Here is a 25,916-nt window from a genome sequence, read left to right as displayed (position 1 = left end):
ACCGGCGAATATGTGCCAAGAACCAATATACAAATGAAAATGCCCGCCGATAAAAACCGGCGGGCATTGTTCATGCAATCTTATTCTGCAGCAGCGGCCTTGTTGTTGCGCTTAGCCATGCGGCTGATCTTGCGGGCGGCAGTGTTCTTGTGAATGACACCCTTGTTCTTGGCAGCGTCCAGAGCAGAAACAGCGACCTTGATGGCGGCGTCCTTGTTCTCGGCATTGCTGTCGATGGCAGCGTCTGCCTTCTTGACAACTGTTTTCAGGTTGGACTTGATGGCCTTGTTGTGTGCAGCCTCTTTCTTGGACTGAGCAACGCGGTCTTTCTGAGATTTAATATTAGGCATTCGTTCCACCTCCTTGGTTTACCCATAACAGTACAAATTATACTAGCATATATTTTGGCCGGTTGCAAGTGTTTTTATAAATTTTTTTCGTGTTTGGCGCTAATATTGCAATGTTTGCGGGGCGGGCAGGCATGGCTGGGGGCATATTGCCCGGCGGTGGGGGCATATCTATTCCGCAAGGGGGTGTTTGCCATGCGCAATGCGGGCCGTGTGATGGGGGCGCTGCTGTGCACCGCGGCGTTAGCGGGCAGCGCCCTGGCGTTGCGTGTGGTGCCCGGCGGCAGGGTTCTGGCCCTGCTGTTTTGTTCGCCCGGCGCGGCGTTCACGCTCTGGCAGCAGGCAGGGGTGGAACCTCCGCAGGCCCAGCCAGCTGCCGCCCTGGCAGAATCATCGGAATCACCGCCGCAGCCCACCCCGGAACCATCCGTCCAGCCAACCCCCAGCCCCACACCGCAGCCCACGGCGGAACCGGAAGCCACCCCGGCCCCAACCATTACCATACCGCCGGGGGTGCAGACGACAGCACCCATCCTTGACCGGACTTTCGGCCAGGGCAGCGGGCAGGGATATATTGCCCTTGCGGCGGGCAGTATCAAAAATGCAACGGATGAACCAGATTCAACCATTGCCTCCGCGGCGCAGGGAGCGCTGTCCTTTACCGTTACCCCCGGCAGCCCGGACCCGCAGGTGCTGATCCTGCACACCCACGCAACGGAAACCTACCAGACCTGGGACACCCCGGTGTATGACCCCGACTTTACCGCCCGCACCAAAGATACCACCCTGAACATGTGCGCGGTGGGGGAGGCAATGACCAAAGTGCTAAACGATGCCGGGATCACCACCCTGCACGATACCACCCTGCATGATTCCCCCAGCTACACCGAAAGTTACGCCCGCAGCGCCCAGACAGCGCGGCGCTACCTGGAAGAATACCCCAGCATCAAAGTGGTGCTGGATGTACACCGCGACGCGATGGAAAGCGGCGATGCCCGTGTGCGCCCCCTGACAACGCTGGACGGCCAGCCGACTGCACAGGTCATGATCATTGCCGGGTGCAATAACGGCGGCACCGTCCAGCTGCCCAACTGGCGGCTGAACCTCTGCTTTGCCGCCAAGTGGGAGGAACGCATGGAAATGCTGTACCCCGGCCTGACCCGGCCGGTCCTGTGCGGGTACCGGTTCTATAATCAGGATGTCAGCCCCGGTGCGCTGCTGATCGAAATAGGCGGCCACGCCAACACGGTGCAGCAGGCAGTACGGGCCGGGCAGTACGCGGCAAAGGCACTGGCAGCCCTGTTTGACGGCAGCGTGTAACCGCGGCAAAACGCCCTTGCAACGCAAAACAAAATAGAATATACTGGACAAAGATAAGGCGGCACCGCATGATTCCCGACGGACGGCATCCGGAACGATGCGGGACTGCCATAAAAACCGGGGTGGAACACCACCCGCCCCGCAGGAGGATACCATGCAGAACACCATCCTGATCCACGCACCGGGCCGCAGGCAGGGCCGCGGGGCGCTGGTGCTGGCTTATACGGCGCTGTTTGCCCTGTTGATGGGCATCTGGGCTGCTATTTTTGCGCTGAACGGGCAGAGCTTTATCCAATATGGCGATACCCTCAAGCAGCATTACCCGTTTCTGGTCTATTATGGCCGCTGGCTGCGGCAGGCCGCGCGCTGTGTGCTGACCGGCGCGACGGTGCCCACCTGGGATTTTTCCATCGGTTACGGTGCGGATATCATTACCACGCTGAGCTATTACGGCCTGGGTGACCCGCTGGACCTGCTGGCAGCCTTTGTGCCCGGCCGGTGGACCGAGCAGCTGCTGGAGGGCCTGATCGTGCTGCGGCTCTACCTGGCGGGGCTGGCCTTTATGACGTTCAGCCGCCGCCATGGCAACAGCCGCTTTGGCACCCTGCTGGGTGCGCTAGCCTATGTGTTCAGTGCGTGGCCCATCCAGGCAGGGCTGATCGAACCGGTGTTCCTGGTGCCGATGTATTGCTTCCCCCTGATGCTGCTGGGAGCGGATGATCTGTTTGAGGGCCGCAGCCCGGTTTTGTACATTGCCGCCATTGCGCTGACGGCACTCTCCAACTTTTTGTTCTTTTATATGGCTGCGATGCTACTGGTGCTGTACGCCATTGTGGTGTATAGCAAGCGGTACGGAGCCAAAAACCTGCGCACCCTGCCGCCGCTGCTGGCAAAGTTCATCGGGTTTGCGCTGGTGGGCATTGCAATTTCAGCCGTCACCCTGCTGCCCACCGCGCAGGAGCTGTTCGGCAGCGCTCGCTTTGGCTTAACGCGGGAAACCGCGCCTTACCCGTTCTACCGCTTTTTTGAGCTGCTGGCCAACATGACCACCGGCATGGGGTATGATGCTTACTCTACCTATGCGGGGGTGACCTCGGCGGCGTTTTTGGGTGTGCTGGTGCTGTTTGCCAAGCCGCGGCAGAACACCGTGCTCAAGTGCGCGTGGCTGGGTCTGCTGGCCCTGCTGCTGGTGCCGCAGGCGGGCAGTGTGTTGAACGGGATTTCTTACGTTTCCAACCGCTGGGTGTGGGCGTTCACCATGCTGGAAGCCTTTATCCTGGCGCGGGTCTGCCCCGGCATAACGGCGTTTGAGCCGAAAGAAAAGCGCAACCTGTTTGCGTTGCTGGCAGTTTACTGCGTGGTGGCGTTCTGCGTCAAGCAGGGCCGCACGGAGACCGCCCTGCTGGGCGCGCTGCTGCTGGTGCTGCTGGCCGTGTTTGTGCTGGCGGCAGATGGTGTCAGCCGCCGCGGTGTGCAGGCTGTTTTACTGGCGGGCTGCTGCCTTGGCGTGGTGATGAACCTTGGCGGCTACTATGGCATTGAGGAAGCCGATGCCGTGAACGAGTACCGCCCCGCCGGTTACGCCTGGAGCACCACCGTGCAGGACAACCCCGCCGTGACCCTGCATCTGATGGAGGACCAAAGCTACTGGCGGTATGACTCGCTGGTGAACGAGCCGATCAACAGTCCCATGCTGCTGGATGTGTATGGCACCGGGTACTTTTTCAGCCTGAACAACAGCTACCTTTCCAGCCTGTTCCGGGAACTGGGGCAGAACACCCCGGTGGAATATGATTACCGCGGGCTGCAGAACCGCACCCCGCTGGAAACGTTGTTCGGCGTGAAATACGCCCTCTGCGCACCGGATTCCACCGGGGCGCTGCCCGCCTTATTTGACAGCCAGGCCGTGCAGGCGGCGGAAATCGGCGGCAGCACGGTTGCGGTTTACCCAAATACGGCGGCGCTGCCCATCGGCTATACGGCGCAAAACCAGATCAGCCGCGAAACCTATGACGCCCTGACCCCGCTGCAAAAGCAGGATGCCCTGCTGGACGGCGTAGTGCTGGAAGAAACCGGCCTGCTGCCCGAAGCGGAATTGACCGGCGATACGGTAAGCCCCGCAGCCGAAATGGAGCTGGACGGCGTGCAGCAGCTGGATGAAACCACCTACTATGCCCCGCAGGACGGCGGGCGCATTACCCTGACCATTGCCCAGCCGGTGGCGGATTGTGAGACCGCCTTTGTGGTGCAGGGCATGCAGTACACGGCCACCAGCCCGCTGGATGCGATGAGCGAAGAAGAACTGAGCGCCATGAGCGTCCATGACCGCCGCAGCCTGCAAAAGCAGTATGCGCATTTCTGGCGCAAGGACAGTGTCTATCTGCGCCTGCTCAGCAACATTGGTGAGGGCCGCATTGAGTATAACCGCCCCAATAGCCAGTATTACTGCGGCCGGCATGACTTTGTGTATAACTTTGGCACCAGTGATGAACCCTTGCAGCAGATCACGATTGTACTGCCCTTTGCGGGCTATTACCAGTTTGACCGCCTGGCGGTGGAATGCCAGAAGCTGGATACCGTTGCGGCCCGTGCGGAGAACCTTGGGGCCGAAAACCTGCAGAATGTGACCCTTGGCACCAACAGCCTGGGTGGAGAAATCACCACCACCCGCAGCAGCGTGCTGGTGGTGCAGCTGCCGTATTCTACTGGTTGGAGCGTGACGGTGGACGGTACCCCGGCCCAAGTGCTGCGGGCAGATACGGCTTTCCTCGGTGTGGCGCTGGAACCCGGCAGCCATACGGTGGCGTTTACCTACAAAACGCCCGGTCTTACCGCGGGGGTAGCGCTCAGTGCGGCAGGAGTGGTGCTGCTGGCGGCCATCTGGGCCGTGCCGGCCCTGCGCAAAAAGAGCAAAAAGCGCCGCAAATAACAAGCGCTTTACTTTTTAAGCATCACACGTTATAATACATTTTATCTAGGTGTAACTGAAAAGTCGAAAATTTGCCCTATTTCTACAATCGCAGCCGGATTCCGCGTTAAAAAGCCTTGGAATCCACAAAGGATTCCTGCGGTCTTTTGCCTTGAATCCGGCATGTGCTTGCGAAATAGTCGTCATTTTCTTTGTTTTCAGATACACCCCCTACATTTGCATTTTAGGAGTGGGAACACATGGAACGAGTTGAAATTGCATCGCTCTATAAGGCTACCCCGGCGGATGGCACCAAAGTTACTGTCTGCGGCTGGGCAAAAACCGTGCGCGATTCTAAAAAGATCGGTTTTATCTCTCTGGCAGACGGCAGCTGCTATAAGCCCGTGCAGATCGTTTTCCAGGCAGACAAGCTGGAAAACTATGCCGAGGTTGCAAAATCCGGCCTGTACACCAGCTTTGAAGTGACCGGCACCCTGGTGCTGACCCCCAACGCTAAGCAGCCGTTTGAGATCAACGCCGATACCGTTACGGTGCTGGGCACCTGCGGCAGCGATTACCCGCTGCAGAAAAACAAGATGGGCATGGACTACCTGCGCACCCTGACCCACCTGCGCCCCCGCACCAACACCTTTAACGCTGCGTTCCGTGTGCGCGGCCAGGCCGCTTATGCCCTGCATGAGTTCTTCCACAAGAACGGCTTTACCTATGTACACACCCCCATCTTTACCGGTTCTGACTGCGAAGGCGCAGGCGAGATGTTCCAGGTTACTACCCTGGACCTGAACGATGTGCCCAAGACCGAGGACGGCAAGGTGGATTACAGCAAGGACTTCTTCAAGCGCCCGGTCAACCTGACGGTTTCCGGCCAGCTGGAAGCCGAGGCCATGGCAATGGCCCTGGGCAAGGTTTACACCTTTGGCCCTACCTTCCGCGCAGAGAAGAGCTATGATACCCGCCATGCCGCAGAGTTCTGGATGATTGAGCCGGAAATGGCATTTGCTGACCTGAATACCTACATGGACACCGCCGAGGCCATGACCAAGTATGTCATCCGCTACCTGCTGGATAACTGCCCGGACGAGCTGGCATTCTTCAACCAGTTCTTTGATAAGGGCCTGATCGAGCGTCTGGAGCTGGTTGCCAACAGCGATTTTGCCCGCGTGAGCTACACCGATGCCATCGAACTGCTGAAAAAGAACGATGACAACTTCCAGTATAAAGTAAGCTGGGGCATTGACCTGCAGACCGAGCACGAGCGCTACCTGACCGAGCAGGTGTTCAAAAAGCCTGTGTTTGTTACCGATTACCCCAAAGAGATCAAGGCATTCTATATGCGCATGAACGAGGACGGCAAGACGGTTGCCGCCGCCGATATGCTGGTGCCCGGCATTGGCGAGCTGATCGGCGGTTCCCAGCGTGAGGAGCGCCTGGATGTGCTGCTGGCCCGCCTGGATGAACTGGGCCTGAAGCGCGAAGATTATGACTGGTACCTGGACCTGCGCCGTTTTGGCAGCGTAAAGCATGCCGGTTACGGCCTGGGCTTTGAGCGCCTGCTGATGTATGTCACCGGCATCCCCAACATCCGTGACGTCATTGCCTTCCCGCGCACCTGCGGCGGTTTTTAATGGGGGCGGTCAGCGAACCGCTGATCCAATGGTTTGAACTGAATCGAAGGCTCCTGCCTTTCCGGCAGGAGCCTTCGGCATATCATATCTGGGTCAGCGAGATCATGCTCCAGCAGACCCGCGTCTCGGCGGCGCTGCCCTATTACGAGCGTTTTGTGGCCGAACTGCCGGACCCCGCCGCCCTTGCCGCCTGCGACCCGGACAAGCTGCGCAAGCTGTGGCAGGGGCTGGGGTATTACAGCCGGGTGGCCAACATGCAAAAGGCGGCGCAGATCGTCTGCCGGCAGTACGGCGGCCAGCTTCCCGCAGATTATGCCGCCCTGCGCGCTCTGCCCGGCATTGGGGATTACACGGCTGGGGCTATTGCCTCCATTGCATTTGACATCCCAGCCCCGGCGGTGGACGGCAACGTGCTGCGGGTATTTGCCCGGCTGGATAATAACTCTGCCGATATTACCAAACCTGCCGCCAAGCGCGAGTTCACAGCCCGTGTGCTGGAAGAAATGCCCAAGGAACGCCCCGGCCCTTATAACGAGGCGTTGATGGAACTGGGGGCACTGGTCTGCCTGCCCAACGGTGCGCCAAAGTGCGAGGTCTGCCCGCTGGCTGCTCAGTGCAAGGGCCGCGCTGCAGGCCGGGCCGAACAGCTGCCGGTCAAAACGGCTAAGCCGGGAAAAACGCTGGTGCCGGTCACGGCCGCGTTGATCACCGGGCCGCAGGGCGTGCTTTTGCAGCGCCGCCCGTCCAAAGGGCTGCTGGCCGGGCTGTGGCAGCCCCTTGCCTTTGAGGGTACCGCCATGACCCAACCGGAACTGGACGCCGCGTTGCGCACCATTGGCCTTTGTGTGCAGTGGCAGGCCCCGCTGCAAAGCACCCGCCATGTGTTCACCCATCGCATCTGGCAGATCAGCGGGTTTTGCGGCACAGCCGCAGGCCCGGCGCCGGAAGGCTGCGTCTGGGCCAGCCGCGCGGAGCTGAACGGGGAATACGCGGTGCCAAGCGCATTTGCGGGCATTATGCGCCAGTGGCAGCCGGAATAAAAAGCAAGCAGAGTGGCATGGCTTTTGACAGGTAAAGAAATTTTCCGGAAACCATGCTGCGGAGAATGGTGCGGTATCACCTTGATACCTGAGGCAACACCGCACAATTCCCGCCTTGCGGCTTAAGCACCGCTCCGGCAGCTGCGGCACGGCATCTGCGTTGCCAAAATGCTCGATAAGACATCCAGTATTATCTGCGCTTTTGGCCTAGCAGCTGCCGCACCTCGCTCGCCGTATCGGCACTTAGAATTATGCGGTATTGCCCTGAACCTTTTTGTGTGAAAAATTTACAAGGGAAAGATTGTATTCACCCGGTTAATCGGGTATAATATTTTACAGACCCATCCCTTTTAGAATACGCGGAGGAAAAGTATTATGATGAAGAAATCCACTTTTGGCGCCATTCTGGCGTTTTTGTTTGCTGCTGCCGGTGCCCTGACTGCCGCTGCGCTCTACCTGCGCCGCCGCGAAAAGGAACTGGACGAATATGAGCGCCTGCTGTACAGCGATGACGGCGACGATTATGACGATGACGACGAATATCTGCCCATCGACAATGAACCGACAGAAGCCGCCGAAGAAAAGGCTGCTGACGATGCTGAATAAGCCGGAACAGCCAGCAGAAAAGTGAAAATGGCCGGGCTTCGGCCCGGCTGTTCGTGTTTCTTGCAATCAGTAGTGATACTTATTAAATGATAAAAAGGGCTCAGATAAACCATAAGGCGCTGCTGAAAATAGGAAAAATGATGGCAGTGACTATAAAATCAGACTGAATTTCGATTTTTCTGCTGTGCCAAGGAAAGGGAACGCCATGAAAAAGCTCTTGCTGTGGCTGGTTATGGTGGTGGTTATGCTGGCGGTGCTGCTGGGCGGTGCCGGGTACGCCATGTACGCTATGACGGGCGATGACAAACTTCCCACGCAGCACCCCACTTTGGGCGATACGGAACTGGAACCGATCGGCTATGACTGGAGTGTGCCGGTGCTGGGCAATGTGCTGAACCGCACGTTTGAACAGCCCAGCACCCTGACGGTGCAAAAGCTGGGCGAAATGACGGAAGCTGCCCCGGAGCTGGTTTTGCCGGACTGGGCGCAGCGCACGACCCTTACGCTGAAAGATTCGACCGGCAGTGTTGTGGTGCAGGGGGATGCCGCTGCCTTTGCGATGTATGCCTACCCCAAAAATGGCAGCTATGAGCTGACCCTGACCGCTTACCGCAACACGGCGGATCCCGGCGATGCCACCGGCTGGTACCGGTACTGTGCATCTTATACCATGAACATCCAGCCCAAGGCGGTGCTCGGCAGTGAGCGCGTCAGCCAGGGCGGCGTGGCGGCACTGGTCATTACCGGCATTCTGGATGGCAGCGAGCCGACCGTGGAAACCGACCTGGGGGATGTATGGTTCCGCCCGGTGACCGGTGGGTATATGGGCTATATCCCGGTAACCTATAATGCCGAGGGCGGCCCCCATACCCTGACCGTGACCTGCGGCAGCCTGACCCAGGAGCTGACCCTGAACGTGATGCAGAGCGAAGCTAAAACTGTGGATGTGGCCGCCGAGGCAGACATACCGGGCGCAGCAACGGAATATAAAAATGCGATCTGGCCCCTTTACACACAGGGCAGCAGCGAAAAGCTGTGGCAGGGCAATTTTGCCTCGCCGGTGCCCAGTGCGATTCTGGCGGATTACGGTGCGCGGCTGCGCACCGATGGGACCATTACCGGCCGGGCAACTGGCATCAATTATAACGCCGCAGCGGGTACCGCCGTTACGGCACCGCAGGCGGGTACTGTGGTGTACGCCGGAACGCTGGCGCTGACCGGCGGCACTGTGGTGATTGACCATGGCTGCGGGGTTAAGAGCTATCTGTTTGGGCTGGATGCCGTAAAGGTGCAGCGTGGGCAGAGCCTTGCCCGCGGCGAAGAACTGGGCACCACCAGTGAGGAGCATACCCTGATCTGGGAGCTGCGCATTGGCAGCAAGTCCGTTGACCCTGCTGCCGCCCTGACGGGCAGCAGCGGGCTTTTGTACCGCGAAACAATGTAACAAAATAGAGTTAGGGCAATACCGCATAATTCTAAGTGCCGATACGGCGAGCGAGGTGCGGCAGATGCTAAGCCAAAAGCGCAGATAATACTGGATTGTCTTATCGAGCATTTTGGCAACGCAGATGCCGTGCCGCAGCCGCCGGAGCGGTGCTTAAGCCGTCAGGCGGGAATTGTGCGGTGTTGCCTTAGAGCAACGATAAATCGCAAATGTTGGTGGAGAAAGCGATGGACGAAGAGAAGGTAACACAGACTGCGATGGAGCCGGCGCAGCAGCCAAAGCCCAAAGCCAGGGGCGGGCAGCGCACGCAGGGCAAAACCGCTCCAGGCACGGGGCAGGGCAGGATGGCCAAACCCCATGCCAGCAATAGCAATACTGCGCACCGCAAAACGGGCACGCAAAAACAAAAAAGCGAACCCCAAAATACAAAATCCCCGCAAGAACCAAAAACGCGGGCGGAACAAGCCGAGCAGACCGAAGCTGCCGCCCCGGAACAGGTGGCAGCCAAGCCCAAAGCGCCGCGCAGCGGGCAGGCAGGCGGCAAACGCCGCCGCAAAAAGGCTGCCCCCAAGCCGGAAGCAAAACCGCAGCAATATGCTGAGCCCCAGCCGGAACCCCCGGAAGCGCCGGAAAAACCGCAAACGCCGGAACCTGCCGCTGTGGCCGAACCGGCTGAAGCAGCTGCCGCGCCGGAAATGCCGGAAAAGGCGGTGCAGGAACCCAAAGCCGCGCAGCTGCCCCAGGCCACGGAGCCGCCGGAGCCGGAGGATGACGAACCGGAACTGACCCCGGAACAGCGCGCTGCAGCAGAGCGGCGCAAGGCGGAGATCACCCGAACGGTCCAGGTTTCGATTGAACAGATCGAGGATGCCGAAGCAGAACAGGCGGAGAAAGAGGCAGATACGCCGGAATCGACTGACAGCAAAGTGGGCCGCGCCGTGCGGCTGCTGATCGGCTGGCTGCTGCTGGTGGTGCTGCTGGCGGGTATGATCGCCGCAGGCGGCATATACTGGCTGTACAAAAAAGCCACGCCGGATATGATTCCTGCCGTTACGGTAACAGTGGCGGGCCAGCAGCTGGACCCCGTGGCGTACCATTGGCAGGTGCCGGTGGCAGGCAACCACCTTAAGCGTACCTATGCCGAGACACTTTCCAGCACTCCCACAGCGCTGGAATCTGATTTTGGCGGCGGCACCATGACGCTGCGGGTGACCCCGGCGGACTGCAGCGCCGAAGTGACCGTTAAGGACGAGAACAAGCAGGAAGTGTTCAGCGGCAGCGCCCAGGAATTTGCCGCCTACCGCTTTACCACGCCCGGCAGCTACACCGCCAAGCTGGTGGTCAGCAGCGGCGAGGGTTACCAGAGCGAACCGACAGTTTCGGGCCACCAGACCTATGAGTTCACATTTGATGTAACGATTAAGGCTACCGTGCGGCTGAATACCCAGGCTGTTACGCCGGGTGGCGTTGTGGCCGTAAAGGTAACGGGCCAGCAGACGGATACCAAGCCAAGCCTGACGGCAGAACTGCCGGATACCGGCTTCCGTGCCAGCGCGACCGGCGATGGCTGGGTGACTTACCTGGCGGTCCCGCTGGAAACCGAGCCTGGCAGCTATACCATCAAGGTCACCGTGGACGGCGAGGTGCAGGAGCTTACCCTGAACGTGAGCAAGAGCGCCGCATCTTTTCGGGATTATACTTCCAAGTCCAGGCTGGTCACACCGTATGTCGGCGCGGATGATACCCCGCAGGAGGTGCTGGACCTGCTGGATACGGCATCGGATACCATCTACTGGGCGGACGCTGGGTTTGCTTCGCCGTTCAGCGATAAAGTGGAGGTCACCCTGCCGTATGGCCTGACCGAATATGTCAACCGTACCCAGACCGAGCGCAAGAACAACACCGGTACCGGCCGCACCAGCATCAATGTGGTGCTTTCCGGCAGGTGCGACCTGATTGCCCCGGCGGGCGGCAAGGTACTGCTGGCGGAAAAATTGCCCAATGTGGGCAATACGCTGGTGATCGAGCACGGCGCGGGCGTAAAGACTATTTACTATGGCCTGCGCAGGCTGACGGTAGAAAAAGGTGCAATCGTGGCCCAGGGCGATGCCCTTGGCACCACCGACAAAGCTACCGTGGTGGAAGTGCGCGTGGGCAAAACCCCCGTGGAGCCGCTGCGTATCCTGCGCGGTCAGTGCGATGCCCTGCGCAGCTATTAAAACGGAGCATAACCGATAAGGCAATACCGCATAATTCTAAGTGCCGATACGGCGAGCGAGGTGCGGCAGCTGCTAAGCCAAAAGCGCAGATAATACTGGATGCTGCAAAGGTGAGCGCCGCCAGTGGCGGAAACAGCGAACCGAAGCAGGGGCAGCGGTCGCAGAGTGCGAGGGGCTTTTGCCCCCGAAGCACGATGCGGGTACCGCAACCCGACATTATCGAGCATTTTGGCAACGCAGATGCCGTGCCGCAGCCGCCGGAGCGGTGCTTAAGCCGCAAGGCGGGAATTGTGTGGTGTTGCCATAAATAGAAAAATTCCCCTGTCTGTATTCTTTGTGATGCAGGCGGGGGAACTTTTTTGCGGCAGGCGTTTTTGATGTTCTGACGGAACCATGCCGCCCACCCCGGCATAACATGGAACAAACGGCCAGATACAACACCGGGGGGAAGCATTATGGCGGCAGCATGTAATTTGACTTTTTGTGTGGTTGGGCGGGATGCCCGCCAACTGGCGGCGGCGCGGGCGCTGCAGAACAGCGGCTATACCGTGCTGGGGGCAGAGGGGGCCGGGCAGGCGGATTACATCCTGCTGCCTATGCCGATGGATGCCGAGGCGGCGGACCTTGCCCGCATCCTGCGCGCCGCCCGCCCCGGTACGCTGGCCCTTGGCGGGCGCATCAGCGAACCGGTGCGCAAAGCGGCGCAGGCCGCCGGGGTGGAGTTGGTGGATTACTTTTTGCGGCCGGAGCTGGCCTGCCTGAACGCAGTACCCACTGCGGAAGGGTGCCTGGCCCTGCTGATGCAGCTGCGCCAGCGCACGATATGGGAAAGTGAGTTCCTAGTGTTGGGGTATGGGCGCATTGGGCGGGCGGTGGCCCGGCGGCTGCAGGCATTGGGCGGGCAGGTGACCATTGCCGCCCGCGCGCCGGAACAGCGGGCCGCAGCGCGCTGCGCGGGGCTGCATGCCGCACCGCTGACCGCGTTGGAACAGCTTCTGCCGCACTTTGATGCGGTCATCAACACCATACCGGCCCCGGTGCTGGGGGCGGCCCAGCTGCGCTGCCTGCCCAGGGGGGCGCTGATCCTGGACCTTGCCAGCCGCCCCGGCGGAACGGATTTTGCCGCCGCGCGGGAACTGGGCCTGCGTGCGGAACATGCCTTGAGCCTGCCCGCCCGCTGTGCGCCCGAAACCGCCGGTGCGCTGGTGGCGCATACCGTGGAAGTGATTTTACAGGAGCGTGCCGCCACGGCCCGCAGCGAAAGGGGAGTGAGCTGATGAATTCCAGCCTGGAACCGCCGCGCACGGTGGTGTTTGCCCTGTGCGGCAGCTTTTGCACATTTGAAACGGTTCTGCCGCAAATCATCCGCCTGCGCGCCTGCGGGTGGGAAGTACTGCCGATGCTGAGCTATGCGGCGTCGGCGCTGGATACCCGCTTTGGCCACGCGGCAGATTGGAAGCAGCGCCTGGAGGAAGCCACCGGCCACCGCCCGCTGGAGGATCTGCGGGAAGCGGAACCTCTTGGCCCCAAGCATATGGCACAGGCACTTGTCATTGCTCCCTGTACCGGCACAACGATGGCGCTGCTGGCGGCGGGCATCAGCGCAACGCCGGTCACGCTGGCGGCCAAAAGCATGCTGCGCGGCGGCAGGCCGGTGGTGATCGGGGTATCCACCAACGATGGGCTTTCCGGCAGCGTGGGAGCGCTGGCGGCGCTGCTGCAGCGCAAAAATTATTATTTCATTCCCTTTGGCCAGGACGACAGCTACAAAAAGCCCTGCAGCCTGAAAGCGGATTTTACCCAGCTGCCGGATACGCTGGAAGCCGCTCTGCGCGGGGTGCAGCTGCAGCCGATTTTGCTGTAAAACCCGTGGAACAGAGCTGTTTTGTGCGGGTGCGGCATATGATAGAAAAGGGCGCTTTGGTGTGGGAACAAAGAGGGGCGGTGCGGCAATGGAATATATCGAAGTAACAGGCGGGAACCCGCTGCGGGGGAGCATCCGCCCGGCAGCGGCCAAAAACAGTGTGCTGCCCCTTTTGGCGGCAACGCTGCTGTGTGCGCAGCCCTGCACCCTGCGCCGGGTGCCCCTGCTGCGGGATGTGCAGACCAGTTTGGATCTGCTGCGGGCTGTGGGCAGTGGGGCGGCCTGGGCCGGGCAGGACCTTGTCACCCAGCCAGCCCGGCAGATCAGCGGGCGGGTGCCCACGGCGTTGGCGGGGGCTATGCGGGGGTCGGTGTTTTACCTGGCACCGCTGTTGACCCGCGCGGGCTGGGCAGAGCTGCCGCTGCCCGGCGGGTGCAGACTGGGGCCGCGGCCCATTGATATCCACCTGGCCGGGCTGACGGCCATGGGGGCACAGGTGTGCGCGGCGGCAGAGTGCGTGGCGCTGCGCCGCCACGGAGTTTTGCGTGGTACGGATTTTGCTCTGCGCCTGCCCAGCGTGGGAGCAACCCTGACCCTGATGCTGGCGGCTTGCTGTGCGGCGGGCGTTACCACCCTGCGCGGTGCGGCGTGCGAGCCGGAAATTGCGGATACCGCCGCTTTTTTGAACGCCTGCGGGGCAAAGATCACGGGGGCGGGTACGCCGGTGGTCTGCATCCGAGGTACCGGCGGCGAGCTGTTGGACGGCTGTGTGCATACCGTGTTGCCGGACCGCATTGCCGCAGCGACTTATGCGGCAGCCGCCGCCATTGCAGGCGGGCGGGTGACGGTAACGCAGTGCAGTCCGGTGTGGTTGGCGGCGTTTCTGGACTTTTTGCAGGGCAGCGGCTGCGAGGTTGCCCGCGGGGAAAATGAGTTTAGCATCACGCGGGATCAGGATACAAAGCTGCGCGGCGGTCAGGAACTTGTAGCGGCTGCTTACCCTGGCCTTGCCACAGATACTGCCCCGCTGGCTGCAGCGGTGCTGCTGGGGGCGGAGGGAGCATCCCGCATTTATGACGGCCTGTTCCAAAACCGCTTTGCCTGTGCGCAGGGCTTTGCCGCCCTGGGGGCTGATGCCCGCAGCGAGGGACGGCTGCTGTACCTTGGCGGCAGCGCAAAACTGCATGGTGCCACTGTGACTGCACCAGACCTGCGGGGCGGGGCAGCACTGGTGCTGGCGGGCCTTGGTGTGGGGGACGGGAGCTGCGTGCGGGTGCTGGATGCCGGACATATCCGGCGCGGCTATGCCGACCTGGCGGGAGATCTGCGCCGCCTGGGGGCCGACTGCCGGGCAGGCCGCACCGGGACAGAAGCTGGCAGACAGACGAAAAAACTGTAAAAATATTGTCATAATTCACCAAAGCCCCGCAAAACCGGCGGGGCTTTTTGTGATACAAATAAATGCGAGCATCTATTTTTTGGCTTTTTAGCGTGTGGGTATTGAAATTATTCGCAAAATTTGTTATCCTTATAAACAGTTATATGCGATATCTTAGGAAGAGCTGGCTGCACCGCAACGCGCGTAAGCAAAGTTTGGGGGGTAGGGCGGCGCTTCCTTTATGGGGGTCAGTGTGTCCGCTGGCGGAAATCCGGCCCTGTTGCATTTGCAATTTTATATTCTTTAGGGGGATACACTTATGGCGTTCGTTCTCGATGAAGAGATGCAGAATGTAACCAACATTAAGGTTATCGGTGTTGGCGGCGGCGGCGGCAATGCTGTGAACCGCATGGTTGAAGCTGGCCTGAATGGCGTTGAATTTGTAGCAATGAATACCGACCAGCAGGCACTGGTCAACTCCAAGGCTACCCAGAAGGTTCAGCTTGGCGCAAAGCTGACCAAGGGCCGCGGCGCTGGTGCTGACCCGGAGGTCGGCCAGCGTGCAGCGGAGGAAAGCAAGGATGAGATCGCCAATGCACTGAAAGGTGCCCAGATGGTGTTCATCACCGCTGGCATGGGCGGCGGCACCGGCACCGGCGCTGCACCGGTCGTGGCCGAAACGGCCCATGACCTGGGCATCCTGACCGTCGGTATTGTCACCAAGCCCTTTGCCTTTGAGGGCAAGCGCAAGATGAGCATGGCCGAACAGGGTATTGCCAACCTGATGATGCATGTAGACAGCCTGATCGTGATCCCGAACGAGCGGCTGAAGCTCATCAGCCAGGAAAAGATCACCCTGATGAACGCTTTTGAAGCAGCCGATAACGTGCTGCGCCAGGGCGTTGAGAGCATCTCCAGCCTGATCAATGTTCCCGCTTTCATCAACCTCGACTTTGCTGACGTCCGTTCCATCATGAAGGATGCCGGCTTTGCCCACATGGGCGTTGGCGTTGCCAAGGGTGCAGGCAAGGCAGAAAACGCTGCCAAGGCTGCAATCTCCAGCCCGCTGCTGGAAACCAGCATTGCCGGTGCACGCGGCGTTATCATCAACATTACCTCCAGCCCGGATATCGGCCTGGACGATGTTGAGACTGCTGCTTCCATGATCACCCAGAGCGCACATCCCGATGCGAACATCATTTGGGGTACTGCGTTTGACGAGCGCCTGCAGGATGAGATGAGCATTACTGTTGTGGCTACCGGCTTTGAAAGCACGCCTGGCGTGGACGAGCCCATCCAGGCTGTTGTGAACGCCCAGCGCGCTGCCGCAGGCGCTGCACCTGCTGCTGCCCCGGCTGCACCGCGCCCGGCCGCTGCACCTGCTCCGGCTCCCGCCCCGACCCCGGCCCCGGCCGCTGATCCGGTCATCCCCAACCCGGTATTCAGCAATGTGTTCAACCCCAATGTTGACACCCCGGTTTCCACCGCCCCCGCTGCCAAGGAAGATGACAGCAGCGAAGATGACGGTGATTACTTCAACGATCTGCTCAGCATCCTGAACAAGCGTTCCTGATCGCTGCGCGTTCTCTATCCTTTGCGGCTGCGGGCAGGCATGCTCGCATAAAAAACAAAACGGCCCGCTGACCAGTTTAGGAGGAAAGCTATGCCCAGCAGCCAAACCTTATCAGCCCTGCAGGAAAAAGGGTTCCGAACCACGTTCCGGGGCTTTGATAAAAATGATGTGCTGGCTTACCTCAATGCACTGGATAACGAAAACCGGCAGCACAGCGCAGAGCAGGAAGAGCAGATTGCCCAGCTGCAGGCCCAGCTGGATAAAATGCGCTCTGAACAGTCCGCTGCACGTGCCTGTGTGGAAAAGCTGCAAAGCGATCTTTCAGCTGCTAACCAGCGCGCCGAAGCTGCGGAAAAATCGGCTGCCGAGGTGGTCGCCCGTGCCAAATCGGTAGAAGAGCGCGCCACGGCAAACCTGAGCCGCAATAAAGAAAATCAGCAGGCTGTGGTGGAATGGCAGTTCCGTTGCCGCGATCTGCAAAAACAGATCGACGAGTACGAAAAGCAGATTGCTGAATACGAGGCGATGATCCCCAAAGGCGGTATGCCTGCCCCCAAGCAGGAACCGGCCCCCGCACCTCAGCCTACCCCGCAGGAAAAGCCGGAGTCGGCCCCGGAACCGAAGGCACCCCAGGCTGATGTGACCGAGGAAGCCCGCATTGAGGCCCGTCAGATTTTGATGGAAGCCCGCCTGAAAGCCGATGCGGCCGAAGAACGCCTGAAACAGCAGGCTGAAGAGCAGCAGGGCCGCATGACAGAGCATGCCCGCGATTTGGCCGCAAGCCTTGCCATGCTGCGTGAGCGTGTGACCCGCGTGGATGAACGCCTGAGCGCCGCCACTGCGGATCTGGATGATGCCACCACGGCAATTTATCAGGCACTGGATGCAACCGGTGCAGATTTTGAAGCCTTTGGTGCGGAGCTGCGCCACTTTGGAGAGAACACCGCAAAGGAAAATTGCCCCGCTGCCCAGGCAAAGGTGCGCCATAATAAGTCTGCTCAGCCAGCTGCCAAACGGGTGCGCCCTGTGCGCAGCCAGCCGCAGGTGCAGGCCAATAATGCAAACACCCACCGCCTGCGCCGCGCAGGTGATACCCGCCGCAGTGTGAGCCAGGACCTGAATGCCGAGCTGGAACGTTTGAATCAGCCGGCGGCCGCAAGAAAGTAAATACATAACCCGGCAGCCCGCGGAGCCTTGGTTTCGCGGGCTGCTTTTGTATTTGACCTGCAAAGTGTGGAAGTGCCGGATGCCCGCAGTGTTGTGTGACTGCGTGGAGTGTAACTGTTCCCCCCTGTGAAATAAGCCGCATAAGGGTTGTACAAGAGCAGGACAACACGAACAAAATAAATGATTTGTATAAAACGATTTTATATAAACAAATTGTATAAACAAATAAAGGGCGAAAGGAGGCCCCCGATGGGAAAAATTCAGTTCCCGAACCTTCGCGCACTCCCGGCCGGTCCACGCTGGCTGGCGTATGGCGTGCTGCTGCTGTGTGCCATTCTGGTGGGCGGTGTGATCACAGCCTATGGCGGCATGCTGCTGGTGGTGCTGATGTGGGCTGTCTGCATGGGCGGGCTGTGCCTGCTGCTGCACTTTACCTGGCAGACGGTGTTCCCCGGTCAGAGGGTAGCACAGGATAAAACGTTCCTGCGCAGTTGGCTGGCTGGCTCCGCTGTGGGCGTTGCGGTCATCGCTGCACTGGTGTGCTACCGCCAAACGGTGTACAGTGATGACGCGATCAACTATTTTGCCAAGCAGACACTGCTGTTCGGCAGCTTTGGTCAAAGCGGATTTTACGGCATTCATGTGCTGCTGGAAAGCCTGTTGACGGCGGACTATAAGATGTTCATGAATCTCTTTATCAGTGTGCCGTATCTCTTTACCGGGCGCAGCATCAATGCGTTTATGGTGTGCTATGCCATCACCTGCTTTGTGCCCATGTGGTTTGCGCTGCTGATGGGCGCAAAATACCTGGCCCAGCAGTTGCCCGCTTGCCATACGGCGCTGTATTACCCGCTGTGTATGGCGGTTATGGTGCTGTGGCCCATGTTTTTGTGGCCTGCCACCCACGGCATGCCGGATGCCTTTGGCCTGACTTTTGCCGCAGTGATCGCCCTGCTGTGCGCGGATTACCGGTTTGAAACGCTGCCCTGGCCGCGGCTGTTGGCAATTTTTGCTGCAACGTTTGCCCTGATCCTGACCCGGCGCTGGTACATGTTCTGGATCTTGGCGTTTTATGCTGTGTATGTGCTGGCGGTGCTGGTGGGGGCGGTGCGCCGCAAAACGCTGGGGAGTACCCTCAAACATATGCTGCTGTTCGGCGTGCCCAGCGCTGTGATCATCGTGGGGGCGCTGCTGCCCACCTTCAAAACCATCCTGACAACCGACTACGCCGATATTTACGGCGCTTACTACGGCGGCGGCTTTGGCAACAACTGCCTGGGCCAGCTGCGCACCCAGGGACTGATCTGGCTGGTGCTCTGCGCGGCAGGCTTGGTGTGGCTGCTGTATTGCCGCAGCACCCGTGTACAGGCTATTGTAGCCGCCGCGGCCAGCCTGGGGGCGATGGTGCTGTTTACCCGTACCCAGTCCCTGGGCGACCACCAGAGCCTGATCCTTGCGCCTTTTTACCTGTTGATGCTGTTTGGCCTGTGCGCCAAACTGACCCAGCAAAAGGCAAAGCCCTGGCTGCGCAATGCTGCGGCGGGTGTTCTGGCCGTATTTTTGGTGGTCAACTTCGGCAACGCCCTGCGTCTGCCCGGTAAAAACGTGCAGACCCTGGCCCTGAGCAGCGAAAGCCTGGACCTGACCCGCCGCACCGACCTGGCCCAGATGCGCGCCGTGACAGATTTTGTGCTGGAGCATTGCACCGAGGACCAGACTGTTTACATCAATATGGATTCCAATGGTTACAGCGGCACTACCTTTGCCTACAGTGACCCGGCCCACCCCCAGCTGCAAACGATGATCCTGTGGGAGAGCAGTGTGCCCTCCACCCATGGCTTCCCCACGGGAATCTGGACGTCAGAATATGTGATGGTGACCGATCGTGTGGATGAGGGCGGCATTGTCGGCCCCATCAACGCAGCGCTGCGCACCCAAAGCCCTGCTGCCGTCCATTATGAATATGTGACCGAGTTCCCGCTGGACGGCATTACCCTGTATTGCTACCGCCGCACAGCCCGGCCGGATGCAGAGGAAGCCGATTACTTCAAGCAGGTGTTTGCCGAATACGACGCCCGCTGGCCGGAAATCTTCAGCCAGAGAATTGATGAATATATGCAAAGCGTGCAGTAAGCAATAAGGGCAATACCGCATAATTCTAAGTGCCGATACGGCGAGCGAGGTGCGGCAGATGCCAAGCCAAAAGCGCAGATAATACTGGATGCTGCAAAGGTGAGCGCCGCCAGTGGCGGAAACAGCGAACCGAAGCAGGGGCAGCGGTCGCAGAGTGCGAGGGGCTTTTGCCCCCGAAGCACGATGCGGGTACCGCAACCCGACATTATCGAGCATTTTGGCAACGCAGATGCCGTGCCGCAGCTGCCGGAGCGGTGCTTAAGCCGCAAGGCGGGAATTGTGCGGTGTTGCCTAAGATAAACGGCACAGCCCGGTAAAAAGGCTGTGCCGTTTCTGCTATCAATTATTTTGTTTTTGGGTGGCCGTTTTCCACATTGCTGGTGCCCTGCTCCATCAGATAGGTGGCAATCAGGTCCGAAGCGTGCAGCTTGACGGCCAGCGGGTAGCGGTTGTAAGCATCGCTTACCGCAAAACTGCCGCCGCGCACCGCATCGTCAAAACCGCCCATATGCCAGCGGATGGCAATGGCTTCATCGGTTTTTAGGCGCATGAAGTGCTCAATGAGATAAACGCTCTTTTCACCGTGGCCATAGGGCAGCTGGTCGGCTACCTGATAAAAAGGAACTTTCTCCCATTGACCGGTAGCATCATTTTTCACGTTGCGGGTGCTGACTTTGTAAAAGTTCGCCTTGCATACATCGTGCAGCAGGGCGCACACCGCAAAAGTTTCGGGGTTATCTTCCCCTTCCGTGAAAAAGTGCTGCATCATGGCGTTGTACACATTGATGCTGTGCATCACAAGGCCGCACTCGCATGCACCGTGGAACTTGGTGGAAGCGGGCGCGGTAAAAAAGTCTGTGCCCTCCAGCCATTTCAGCAGGCGGTCCGCACCGGGGCGGGTGACATTCTTGTTGTAAATGTCAATAAATTGTGCGCGATAATCTTCCATCACAGCTCCATGTCATCAAGAATGCCTTTCAGGGCAATCAGGTCCTCTTTGGTCATGCTGATGCCCTTGCCCATCTTGCTGCCGTCCGGGGACCAGTCACGGATGTCGTACTTCGGCTCATGGTCATTCCAGCTGATCAGGTTCAGCTGGCGCTCCCAGCCGCTGGAGTTGGTGGAAAGAACAGCAATGCGCTCGGTGATTTCATATTTGAATGCCATAATAACAGGATCTCCTTCATCATTGGCACAGGGCAGCGCGGCGCCGCCCCGGCCATAAAATTTCTCGTGTTTCATCATAGCGGATTTGCCGCAAAATTGCAAGGGGAAAAGCGTTGCGGTGTGGGGAGGGCGGTGATATATTAAGTGGTAAGTGGGGCGGGGGACTCTCATCCCGCCGAAGCCTTGCCGTATTGCATATTATAAAACCTGCAACAAACCCAACCCTATTTGTAGGGGACGATGCTTGCATCGTCCCGCATGACGGGCCTTGCCCAATATTCTACCCCGGAATACAGCAAATACCACCAAAAAAACAAGATACGCCCCACCCAAGAATAGAATCAAAACAGAAAAGGAGAACCTCATGCAGCTGCAATCCCTTTCCCGCCGGTACACCGTCCGGCAGCTGATGGAAACAGATGTGGATGCCATGCTGGCTTTGTGCAGCGGCAACCCGCAGTTCTACCGCTACCACCCGCCCATGGCCACCAAAGCCAGCATTCTGGATGATCTGCAGGCTGTTCCGCCGGGCAAAACGTTGTCGGATAAATATTTTATCGGCTTTTATGACGGTGAAACGCTGGCCGCGATGATGGATCTGATCACCGGCTACCCCAACCCGGCCACCGCATACATCGGCCTATTTATGGTGGATGCTGCCCAACAGGGCAGGGGTACCGGCAGCGCACTGATTGCAGATTGCAAGCAGGCATTGCGGGCCGAACAATTCAAAACACTGCGCCTTGCCATCGACGAGGGCAACCCCCAAAGCAAAGCCTTCTGGCAGAAAAACGGTTTTGCGTTGACCGGCCAGCGCACCCCGAACGAAAATGGCGCTTACCTGCCCATGGAGTGTGAACTATAAAACAAAGCAAAAGGCATGTGCCGCACGGCGAGAATACCATCTCCCGTATGCGGCACATGCCTGTTTCTATTTTGCCGTCAAATAAATCCGTCCATCCACATTGGTTACGGCGTACAGCGCCGGGGCGGTGCTTTGGGCACTGCGCAGACCATCATCGGCCAGATCAGCGTAACGTGCGGTAAAATCATCGGTTACGCCAAACAGCACCAGCCAGGTCACATCATGCTCGCCGATGTTGTAGCCGAGATCCACATCAGTTTCGCTGCTCTGGGCTTCCACCGCGGTAACGGCGGGGTACAGCTCGTACTGGTAGTACCACATGTTCTGCACGGCCATCGAGTCGTCGGCGCTCAGCAGCCAAATGCTGCCATTCTGTGCGCCGTCCATGCGGGTTAGCATGTCTGCAGCGATCTGTTGCTGCTCGGTGCGCCAGTCGGCTTTCGGCAGGCAGAAGAGGGATGCAGCACCGCCCGCTTGCCAGATGCCCCAAAGCGTGCTGCAAACCAGCAGGCAGGGAACAATGGCGGGCACCGCATGCCCGGCCATTCGCGGCAGGCGGTGGGCCGCAGCAAACCCGGCCAGCAGGGCTTCGCCTTCCAGCACGCTGATCCAGCCGAGGAAAAAGCAGCAGAAATACCGCTCCCAGCTGGCCATCTCCAGTGCCTCATAAGGGCTCATGCCGCAGATGTACACATAGAACAACATGCCCTGATAAAGCGGCCAGTACAAGATCATGCACAGCCCCGGCAGCGCCGTGCGCAGCCCCTGCCACCGCCCCATGGCCCAGATCAGAACGATTAAAAGCAACACCGCGGCCGCAGCGCACAAACAGCCCACCTTGAAGGTGCTGGCCCCAAACAGCAGCGGATAGCTGCGCAGCCGGGCATAGTAGCGGTCCCACACATCGTAAAAGTAGCGGTCAAAACCGGTGCGGGCCTCTTGCCAGCACTGCAAAAAGTATCCCGGCCCCATGGAGGAAAACTGGTCATCGGCCCGGTGCAGGGCTTTCAGCAGCAGCTTCCAGGCAAGCGGTATGGCAAAGCAGGGCAGCGCAGTGGTAAAGGGCAGCAGGAAGCCGCCCTTATCCCGCAGCGCATCCAGCAGGCATTGCAGAAACCAGATGCCCACCACACACAGCGCGAACACGGTGCCAATCTCTTTTACAGTGGTCAATGCGCCGCACAGGAATGCCAGCGCCAGACCGCGCTGCACGCGGCTGTTAGCAGCACAGGGCAGCAGGATAACACAAAGCGCCGCAGCAAACAGGGCGCCCACCGGGGCGTCCATATAAGCAGTCGTATAGGGGGTATCGGGGGCAAACAGCCAAAACAGCGCCGGTGCGGCCAGGCAGGCGCAGACAGTATAAGCGATGCGCGGGCGGCGGGCTGTGACCTGCGGCAGGGCAAACAGGGCAGAAGCCGCCGCAGCCAGCGGCAGCGCAGTGACAAACAGTACATCCGCTTCCCGGTATTGGGCGGTGGGCAGCGCAAACAGGGCGTACAGCCCCGGCAGGCCCTGCGGGTATGCCTGATGGGCCAGGCTGCGGGTGGTATCCCACACGGCAAAACGGTGCTGGTAAAATACACTTTTGAAGTAGATACCCCAATGGCTGAATTCATCCCAGGTCTGGAATTCCGGCTGCCGGATGGCGAACACCGCCATCAGCACCCCAGCAGCGCTGCAAAAGGCCAGCACACCCGGGGAGAGCAGCTGGGGCAAAATTTCGTGACGGCGACGCTGCGCCAGGGTGAGCACAGCCCCCACAAGCAGCAGCTGGGCCCCCAGCCAAAGCTGGTTGCAGCTGCCAGCCAGCTGCAGCACTATCATGCAAAAGCACAGCCCGCACAGCGGGGCAAACCCGGCGGGCAGCCGCAGCTTGCAGCAAAGCCAGAACCCCCAGAACAGCAGGCAGGCAAGACCAATGATTTGCGCCAGAATGCTCATAGATGCACCTCAGTTTATTTTTACGGCCAGCACGGCAAAGCGGCTGTTGGTTGTAACGGTGGCAACGCCACAGGTGGAAAGGGTCAGCAGCTGGTCCCCATATTGGGGCACAACGCCGGTATCGTAAAGCGAAAGTTCCAGAATGGCATCCACGCGCTGCTGCCATTCTTCCTGCGTGGAAGCATCAAAAAAGGAATAGTAGGGCAGCGTATCCGCGCCAAGCTCAGTGCGCAGCACAGCGGCAACCTGCCAGGTGCCTTCTTCGTACAGCGTATCAAACTGAAAGGTAGGGTGGGCGGTGTAAAACGCTTTGTCCGCATAGTTCAGCAGCTGGCTGAACATGCTGCCGCTGGCAGTGTTGTGGCCGTAAATCAGGGCATTGGCCGTTCCGGCGGCGTTTGGCGTGGCAAGGCGGCAGCGCTCATCCAAAAACAGCGTTCCGGCGGTGGAATACAGTCGGTCAAACCCGCGGCGCAGGTAATAACTGTTGTCTGCCTGAACCACAGGGTAGTTAATGTTGGTGCCGTTGATGCACAGCCAGCCTGCAAGGTCGGGATTCTGGGCGTAAAGCTCCTGATACTGAGGCAGAATATCCGCCGCCTGGGCGGCATCCGGGCTTGGATGCGGCGCGGGGGAAGAGTGGACATCACTGTCCGCACTTTCGGCGGCGGCCAGCACATCCACCGTTGCGGCCCGCGGGGTAATGGCAATCGGGGTGGGGGAGGGCTGCTCCGTTGACTCCGCGGTGGTGACCGGGGCTTCTGGCTGGCCGCCGCGGAATACAGTATCCCGCAGGATCAGCCCGGCAGCCAGGCAAAGCACCGCAGCGCCGCAAAGGCGCAGCGCCCAGGCCCGGTGCTTTTGGCGCCGCCGCAGCGCCGTGCGTGCAGCAAACGGATACAAGCGGCTGTCCCCCCGCAGGCGAGGAAAACGGCGTGGCATAGAAAAACACCCCCTTGCATAAAATAAGGTAAAAAAAAGGGAAGCCGCGCGGCCTCCCTTTTGGAATGGACGAATAAAATCAGATACGCTTGAGCATAACCAGGCCCGCGGAACAAACCAGAATCAACCCCAGCACAGCAGCCAGGTAAGGCACCGGAAAATCCCCGGTAGCGGGGGTATCCACCTCTTCGGCCTCGCTTTCCGCAGGAGCTTCGGTTGCTTCCGTAGTGGGGGCTGCGGTCTGTGCATTGTTCACGGTATCAGCGTCAGCCACGGTGCTGTTTACGGTAATAGGTTCGCTGCGAATATTGCGGGATGAGGATGCCGTGGGTGCGGCAGTTGCGATCGAATCAGCGGAGACGGCCGCATGGCTGCCGCAGGCAACACAGAACAACAGCAGCGCAGCAACGATCACCGCACACAAAAAACGCTTCAACGGCGCAAAACCTCCCTTTTGCATAAAATAATATATCCAATGGGCACAAAAACCATACATACATGCAAAACCGCCGGCAACAGTATCCCTGCGCCAGCATGCTATATAACATCTACATGTTACCACGTTTTACGCCAATGGTCAATATGAAGTGGTTAAAAAGCAGATGGTTCAGACAAAACAAAGCAAAAAACAGCGCAGAAATGCTGAAAATGTATGGCGGAAGCAGTGATTTGCACCGTCGAACCCCCCAGAACCCGCCATTTGAAAAACAGCGGCGCAGTGTGGCTTTCCTGAAAGGAAAAACAGAGCCGCAACGCTAAAATCTACTTGACAGCGACAGGAAAAAACGATAAAATATTAAAACTAGTGCGGCTCCCACCGGGCCGCACGACTTTTTAATTGCTAAGGAGACATTGACAATGGCCAAAGAAGTTGTTGTTACCCATGAGGGTTATAAAAAGCTGGAAGAAGAACTGGACACCCTGAAAACTGTCAAGCGTTCCGAGATTGCTGAAAAGATCAAGGTTGCCCGTGGTTACGGTGACCTTTCTGAGAACGCGGAATACGATGCCGCCAAGGAAGAGCAGGCTGTGGTTGAAGCCCGCATTGCTGACCTGGAAGCTACCCTGAAGGTTGCCCGCATCATGGACGACAGTGACCTGAGCCTGGATACCGTTTCTATCGGTATGCATGTGCGCATCCTGGCAGAGGGCGATGAGCCGGACGAAGCTGAAGAGTATGATATCACCGGTTCTACCGAAGCCGACATCGACCAGGGCCGTATCAGCGATGAAAGTCCGGTCGGCGCTGCCCTCATCGGCCACAAGACTGGCGATAAGGTTGACGTTACCCTGCCCAACGGCAATATTTTGGAATACACCATTCTGGGTGTCAGCCGCAGCCGCTGATCACCC

The 25,916-nt window shown here is 59.2% G+C and carries 22 protein-coding genes; 16 read left to right on the top strand and 6 right to left on the bottom strand.

Annotated features, from left to right (window positions below):
- Positions 1 to 80: 80 nt before the first annotated feature.
- Positions 81 to 350, bottom strand: a complete 270-nt coding sequence (gene rpsT, locus PG062_RS02545) for a 30S ribosomal protein S20 (RefSeq protein WP_113999671.1) — start codon at positions 348 to 350, stop codon at positions 81 to 83.
- 192 nt (positions 351 to 542) lie between these two features.
- On the opposite strand from rpsT, the gene spoIIP reads away from it, so the two are divergent.
- From spoIIP to PG062_RS02480, 13 genes are all read left to right on the top strand, one after another.
- On the top strand, positions 543 to 1,667 hold the full coding sequence (gene spoIIP / locus PG062_RS02540; RefSeq protein ID WP_270750964.1) for a stage II sporulation protein P: 1,125 nt from the start codon (positions 543 to 545) through the stop codon (positions 1,665 to 1,667).
- Between the two features lie 154 nt (positions 1,668 to 1,821).
- Complete coding sequence (locus PG062_RS02535; protein WP_270750963.1) at positions 1,822 to 4,596, top strand: YfhO family protein; 2,775 nt, start codon at positions 1,822 to 1,824, stop codon at positions 4,594 to 4,596.
- A 239-nt stretch (positions 4,597 to 4,835) separates the two neighbouring features.
- The gene (asnS, locus tag PG062_RS02530; protein ID WP_113999668.1) at positions 4,836 to 6,221 is read left to right on the top strand and encodes an asparagine--tRNA ligase; all 1,386 of its coding nucleotides are present in this window, start codon (positions 4,836 to 4,838) and stop codon (positions 6,219 to 6,221) included.
- Positions 6,221 to 7,261: an A/G-specific adenine glycosylase gene (locus PG062_RS02525; protein ID WP_270750961.1), complete on the top strand. Its 1,041-nt coding sequence runs from the start codon at positions 6,221 to 6,223 to the stop codon at positions 7,259 to 7,261. The genes asnS and PG062_RS02525 overlap by 1 nt, the downstream gene beginning before the upstream one ends.
- Positions 7,262 to 7,636: 375 nt before the next feature.
- The gene (locus PG062_RS02520) at positions 7,637 to 7,867 is read left to right on the top strand and encodes a phosphatase (protein ID WP_242979507.1); all 231 of its coding nucleotides are present in this window, start codon (positions 7,637 to 7,639) and stop codon (positions 7,865 to 7,867) included.
- Positions 7,868 to 8,072: 205 nt separating this feature from the next.
- Positions 8,073 to 9,311, top strand: coding sequence for a murein hydrolase activator EnvC family protein (locus tag PG062_RS02515; protein WP_270750960.1), 1,239 nt, complete (start codon positions 8,073 to 8,075; stop codon positions 9,309 to 9,311).
- Between the two features lie 209 nt (positions 9,312 to 9,520).
- Positions 9,521 to 11,530 (top strand): M23 family metallopeptidase, encoded by a 2,010-nt coding sequence (locus PG062_RS02510; RefSeq protein ID WP_270750959.1) that lies wholly within the window; start codon positions 9,521 to 9,523, stop codon positions 11,528 to 11,530.
- Positions 11,531 to 11,985: 455 nt separating this feature from the next.
- Entirely contained in the window at positions 11,986 to 12,807 is an 822-nt protein-coding gene (locus PG062_RS02505; protein WP_114000899.1) for an NAD(P)-dependent oxidoreductase, read from the top strand.
- A complete protein-coding gene (locus tag PG062_RS02500) occupies positions 12,807 to 13,394 on the top strand; it encodes a dipicolinate synthase subunit B (protein ID WP_270750956.1) in 588 nt (195 codons plus the stop codon). Before PG062_RS02505 ends, PG062_RS02500 begins: the two co-directional genes overlap by 1 nt.
- An 88-nt stretch (positions 13,395 to 13,482) precedes the next feature.
- A complete protein-coding gene (locus tag PG062_RS02495) occupies positions 13,483 to 14,793 on the top strand; it encodes a UDP-N-acetylglucosamine 1-carboxyvinyltransferase (RefSeq protein ID WP_270750954.1) in 1,311 nt (436 codons plus the stop codon).
- A 298-nt stretch (positions 14,794 to 15,091) separates the two neighbouring features.
- Positions 15,092 to 16,345, top strand: a complete 1,254-nt coding sequence (gene ftsZ / locus PG062_RS02490) for a cell division protein FtsZ (RefSeq protein WP_270750953.1) — start codon at positions 15,092 to 15,094, stop codon at positions 16,343 to 16,345.
- 90 nt (positions 16,346 to 16,435) lie between these two features.
- Positions 16,436 to 17,512: a coiled-coil domain-containing protein gene (locus PG062_RS02485; protein ID WP_270750952.1), complete on the top strand. Its 1,077-nt coding sequence runs from the start codon at positions 16,436 to 16,438 to the stop codon at positions 17,510 to 17,512.
- A 249-nt stretch (positions 17,513 to 17,761) separates the two neighbouring features.
- Positions 17,762 to 19,645 (top strand): hypothetical protein, encoded by a 1,884-nt coding sequence (locus PG062_RS02480; RefSeq protein WP_270750951.1) that lies wholly within the window; start codon positions 17,762 to 17,764, stop codon positions 19,643 to 19,645.
- Positions 19,646 to 19,988: 343 nt separating this feature from the next.
- Here the strand turns inward: PG062_RS02480 and PG062_RS02475 are convergent, their stop codons facing one another.
- A complete protein-coding gene (locus PG062_RS02475) occupies positions 19,989 to 20,594 on the bottom strand; it encodes an HD domain-containing protein (protein WP_114000060.1) in 606 nt (201 codons plus the stop codon).
- A complete protein-coding gene (locus tag PG062_RS02470; protein ID WP_114000062.1) occupies positions 20,594 to 20,815 on the bottom strand; it encodes a YdbC family protein in 222 nt (73 codons plus the stop codon). The genes PG062_RS02475 and PG062_RS02470 overlap by 1 nt, the downstream gene beginning before the upstream one ends.
- 361 nt (positions 20,816 to 21,176) lie before the next feature.
- Between PG062_RS02470 and PG062_RS02465 the strand changes: the two genes are divergently transcribed.
- The gene (locus tag PG062_RS02465) at positions 21,177 to 21,677 is read left to right on the top strand and encodes a GNAT family N-acetyltransferase (protein WP_270750950.1); all 501 of its coding nucleotides are present in this window, start codon (positions 21,177 to 21,179) and stop codon (positions 21,675 to 21,677) included.
- A 66-nt stretch (positions 21,678 to 21,743) separates the two neighbouring features.
- Here the strand turns inward: PG062_RS02465 and PG062_RS02460 are convergent, their stop codons facing one another.
- From PG062_RS02460 to PG062_RS02450, 3 genes are all read right to left on the bottom strand, one after another.
- Complete coding sequence (locus tag PG062_RS02460; RefSeq protein ID WP_270750948.1) at positions 21,744 to 23,621, bottom strand: hypothetical protein; 1,878 nt, start codon at positions 23,619 to 23,621, stop codon at positions 21,744 to 21,746.
- Positions 23,622 to 23,630: 9 nt separating this feature from the next.
- A complete protein-coding gene (locus PG062_RS02455) occupies positions 23,631 to 24,563 on the bottom strand; it encodes a class B sortase (protein WP_270750946.1) in 933 nt (310 codons plus the stop codon).
- Between the two features lie 79 nt (positions 24,564 to 24,642).
- Complete coding sequence (locus tag PG062_RS02450) at positions 24,643 to 24,999, bottom strand: hypothetical protein (RefSeq protein ID WP_114000056.1); 357 nt, start codon at positions 24,997 to 24,999, stop codon at positions 24,643 to 24,645.
- 137 nt (positions 25,000 to 25,136) lie between these two features.
- Between PG062_RS02450 and PG062_RS02445 the strand changes: the two genes are divergently transcribed.
- Both PG062_RS02445 and greA read left to right on the top strand, forming a co-directional pair.
- Entirely contained in the window at positions 25,137 to 25,322 is a 186-nt protein-coding gene (locus PG062_RS02445) for a hypothetical protein (RefSeq protein WP_270750943.1), read from the top strand.
- A 93-nt stretch (positions 25,323 to 25,415) separates the two neighbouring features.
- Entirely contained in the window at positions 25,416 to 25,910 is a 495-nt protein-coding gene (gene greA, locus PG062_RS02440) for a transcription elongation factor GreA (protein ID WP_199488096.1), read from the top strand.
- Positions 25,911 to 25,916: the final 6 nt, after the last annotated feature.

The organism is Gemmiger qucibialis, assembly GCF_027689445.1.
Lineage (GTDB): Bacteria > Bacillota > Clostridia > Oscillospirales > Ruminococcaceae > Gemmiger > Gemmiger qucibialis.
The sequence above is the reverse complement of the archived record's forward strand: the minus strand, read 5'-3'. Positions and strand labels throughout refer to the sequence as shown.

What these genes read in the sequence shown, in the direction of transcription:
- rpsT (WP_113999671.1), bottom strand. Translation starts at nt 350, where the DNA reads ATGCCTAATATTAAATCTCAGAAAGACCGCGTTGCTCAGTCCAAGAAA.
- spoIIP (WP_270750964.1), top strand. Translation starts at nt 543, where the DNA reads ATGCGCAATGCGGGCCGTGTGATGGGGGCGCTGCTGTGCACCGCGGCG.
- PG062_RS02535 (WP_270750963.1), top strand. Translation starts at nt 1,822, where the DNA reads ATGCAGAACACCATCCTGATCCACGCACCGGGCCGCAGGCAGGGCCGC.
- asnS (WP_113999668.1), top strand. Translation starts at nt 4,836, where the DNA reads ATGGAACGAGTTGAAATTGCATCGCTCTATAAGGCTACCCCGGCGGAT.
- PG062_RS02525 (WP_270750961.1), top strand. Translation starts at nt 6,221, where the DNA reads ATGGGGGCGGTCAGCGAACCGCTGATCCAATGGTTTGAACTGAATCGA.
- PG062_RS02520 (WP_242979507.1), top strand. Translation starts at nt 7,637, where the DNA reads ATGATGAAGAAATCCACTTTTGGCGCCATTCTGGCGTTTTTGTTTGCT.
- PG062_RS02515 (WP_270750960.1), top strand. Translation starts at nt 8,073, where the DNA reads ATGAAAAAGCTCTTGCTGTGGCTGGTTATGGTGGTGGTTATGCTGGCG.
- PG062_RS02510 (WP_270750959.1), top strand. Translation starts at nt 9,521, where the DNA reads ATGTTGGTGGAGAAAGCGATGGACGAAGAGAAGGTAACACAGACTGCG.
- PG062_RS02505 (WP_114000899.1), top strand. Translation starts at nt 11,986, where the DNA reads ATGGCGGCAGCATGTAATTTGACTTTTTGTGTGGTTGGGCGGGATGCC.
- PG062_RS02500 (WP_270750956.1), top strand. Translation starts at nt 12,807, where the DNA reads ATGAATTCCAGCCTGGAACCGCCGCGCACGGTGGTGTTTGCCCTGTGC.
- PG062_RS02495 (WP_270750954.1), top strand. Translation starts at nt 13,483, where the DNA reads ATGGAATATATCGAAGTAACAGGCGGGAACCCGCTGCGGGGGAGCATC.
- ftsZ (WP_270750953.1), top strand. Translation starts at nt 15,092, where the DNA reads ATGGCGTTCGTTCTCGATGAAGAGATGCAGAATGTAACCAACATTAAG.
- PG062_RS02485 (WP_270750952.1), top strand. Translation starts at nt 16,436, where the DNA reads ATGCCCAGCAGCCAAACCTTATCAGCCCTGCAGGAAAAAGGGTTCCGA.
- PG062_RS02480 (WP_270750951.1), top strand. Translation starts at nt 17,762, where the DNA reads ATGGGAAAAATTCAGTTCCCGAACCTTCGCGCACTCCCGGCCGGTCCA.
- PG062_RS02475 (WP_114000060.1), bottom strand. Translation starts at nt 20,594, where the DNA reads ATGGAAGATTATCGCGCACAATTTATTGACATTTACAACAAGAATGTC.
- PG062_RS02465 (WP_270750950.1), top strand. Translation starts at nt 21,177, where the DNA reads ATGCAGCTGCAATCCCTTTCCCGCCGGTACACCGTCCGGCAGCTGATG.
- PG062_RS02460 (WP_270750948.1), bottom strand. Translation starts at nt 23,621, where the DNA reads ATGAGCATTCTGGCGCAAATCATTGGTCTTGCCTGCCTGCTGTTCTGG.
- PG062_RS02455 (WP_270750946.1), bottom strand. Translation starts at nt 24,563, where the DNA reads ATGCCACGCCGTTTTCCTCGCCTGCGGGGGGACAGCCGCTTGTATCCG.
- PG062_RS02445 (WP_270750943.1), top strand. Translation starts at nt 25,137, where the DNA reads ATGGTCAATATGAAGTGGTTAAAAAGCAGATGGTTCAGACAAAACAAA.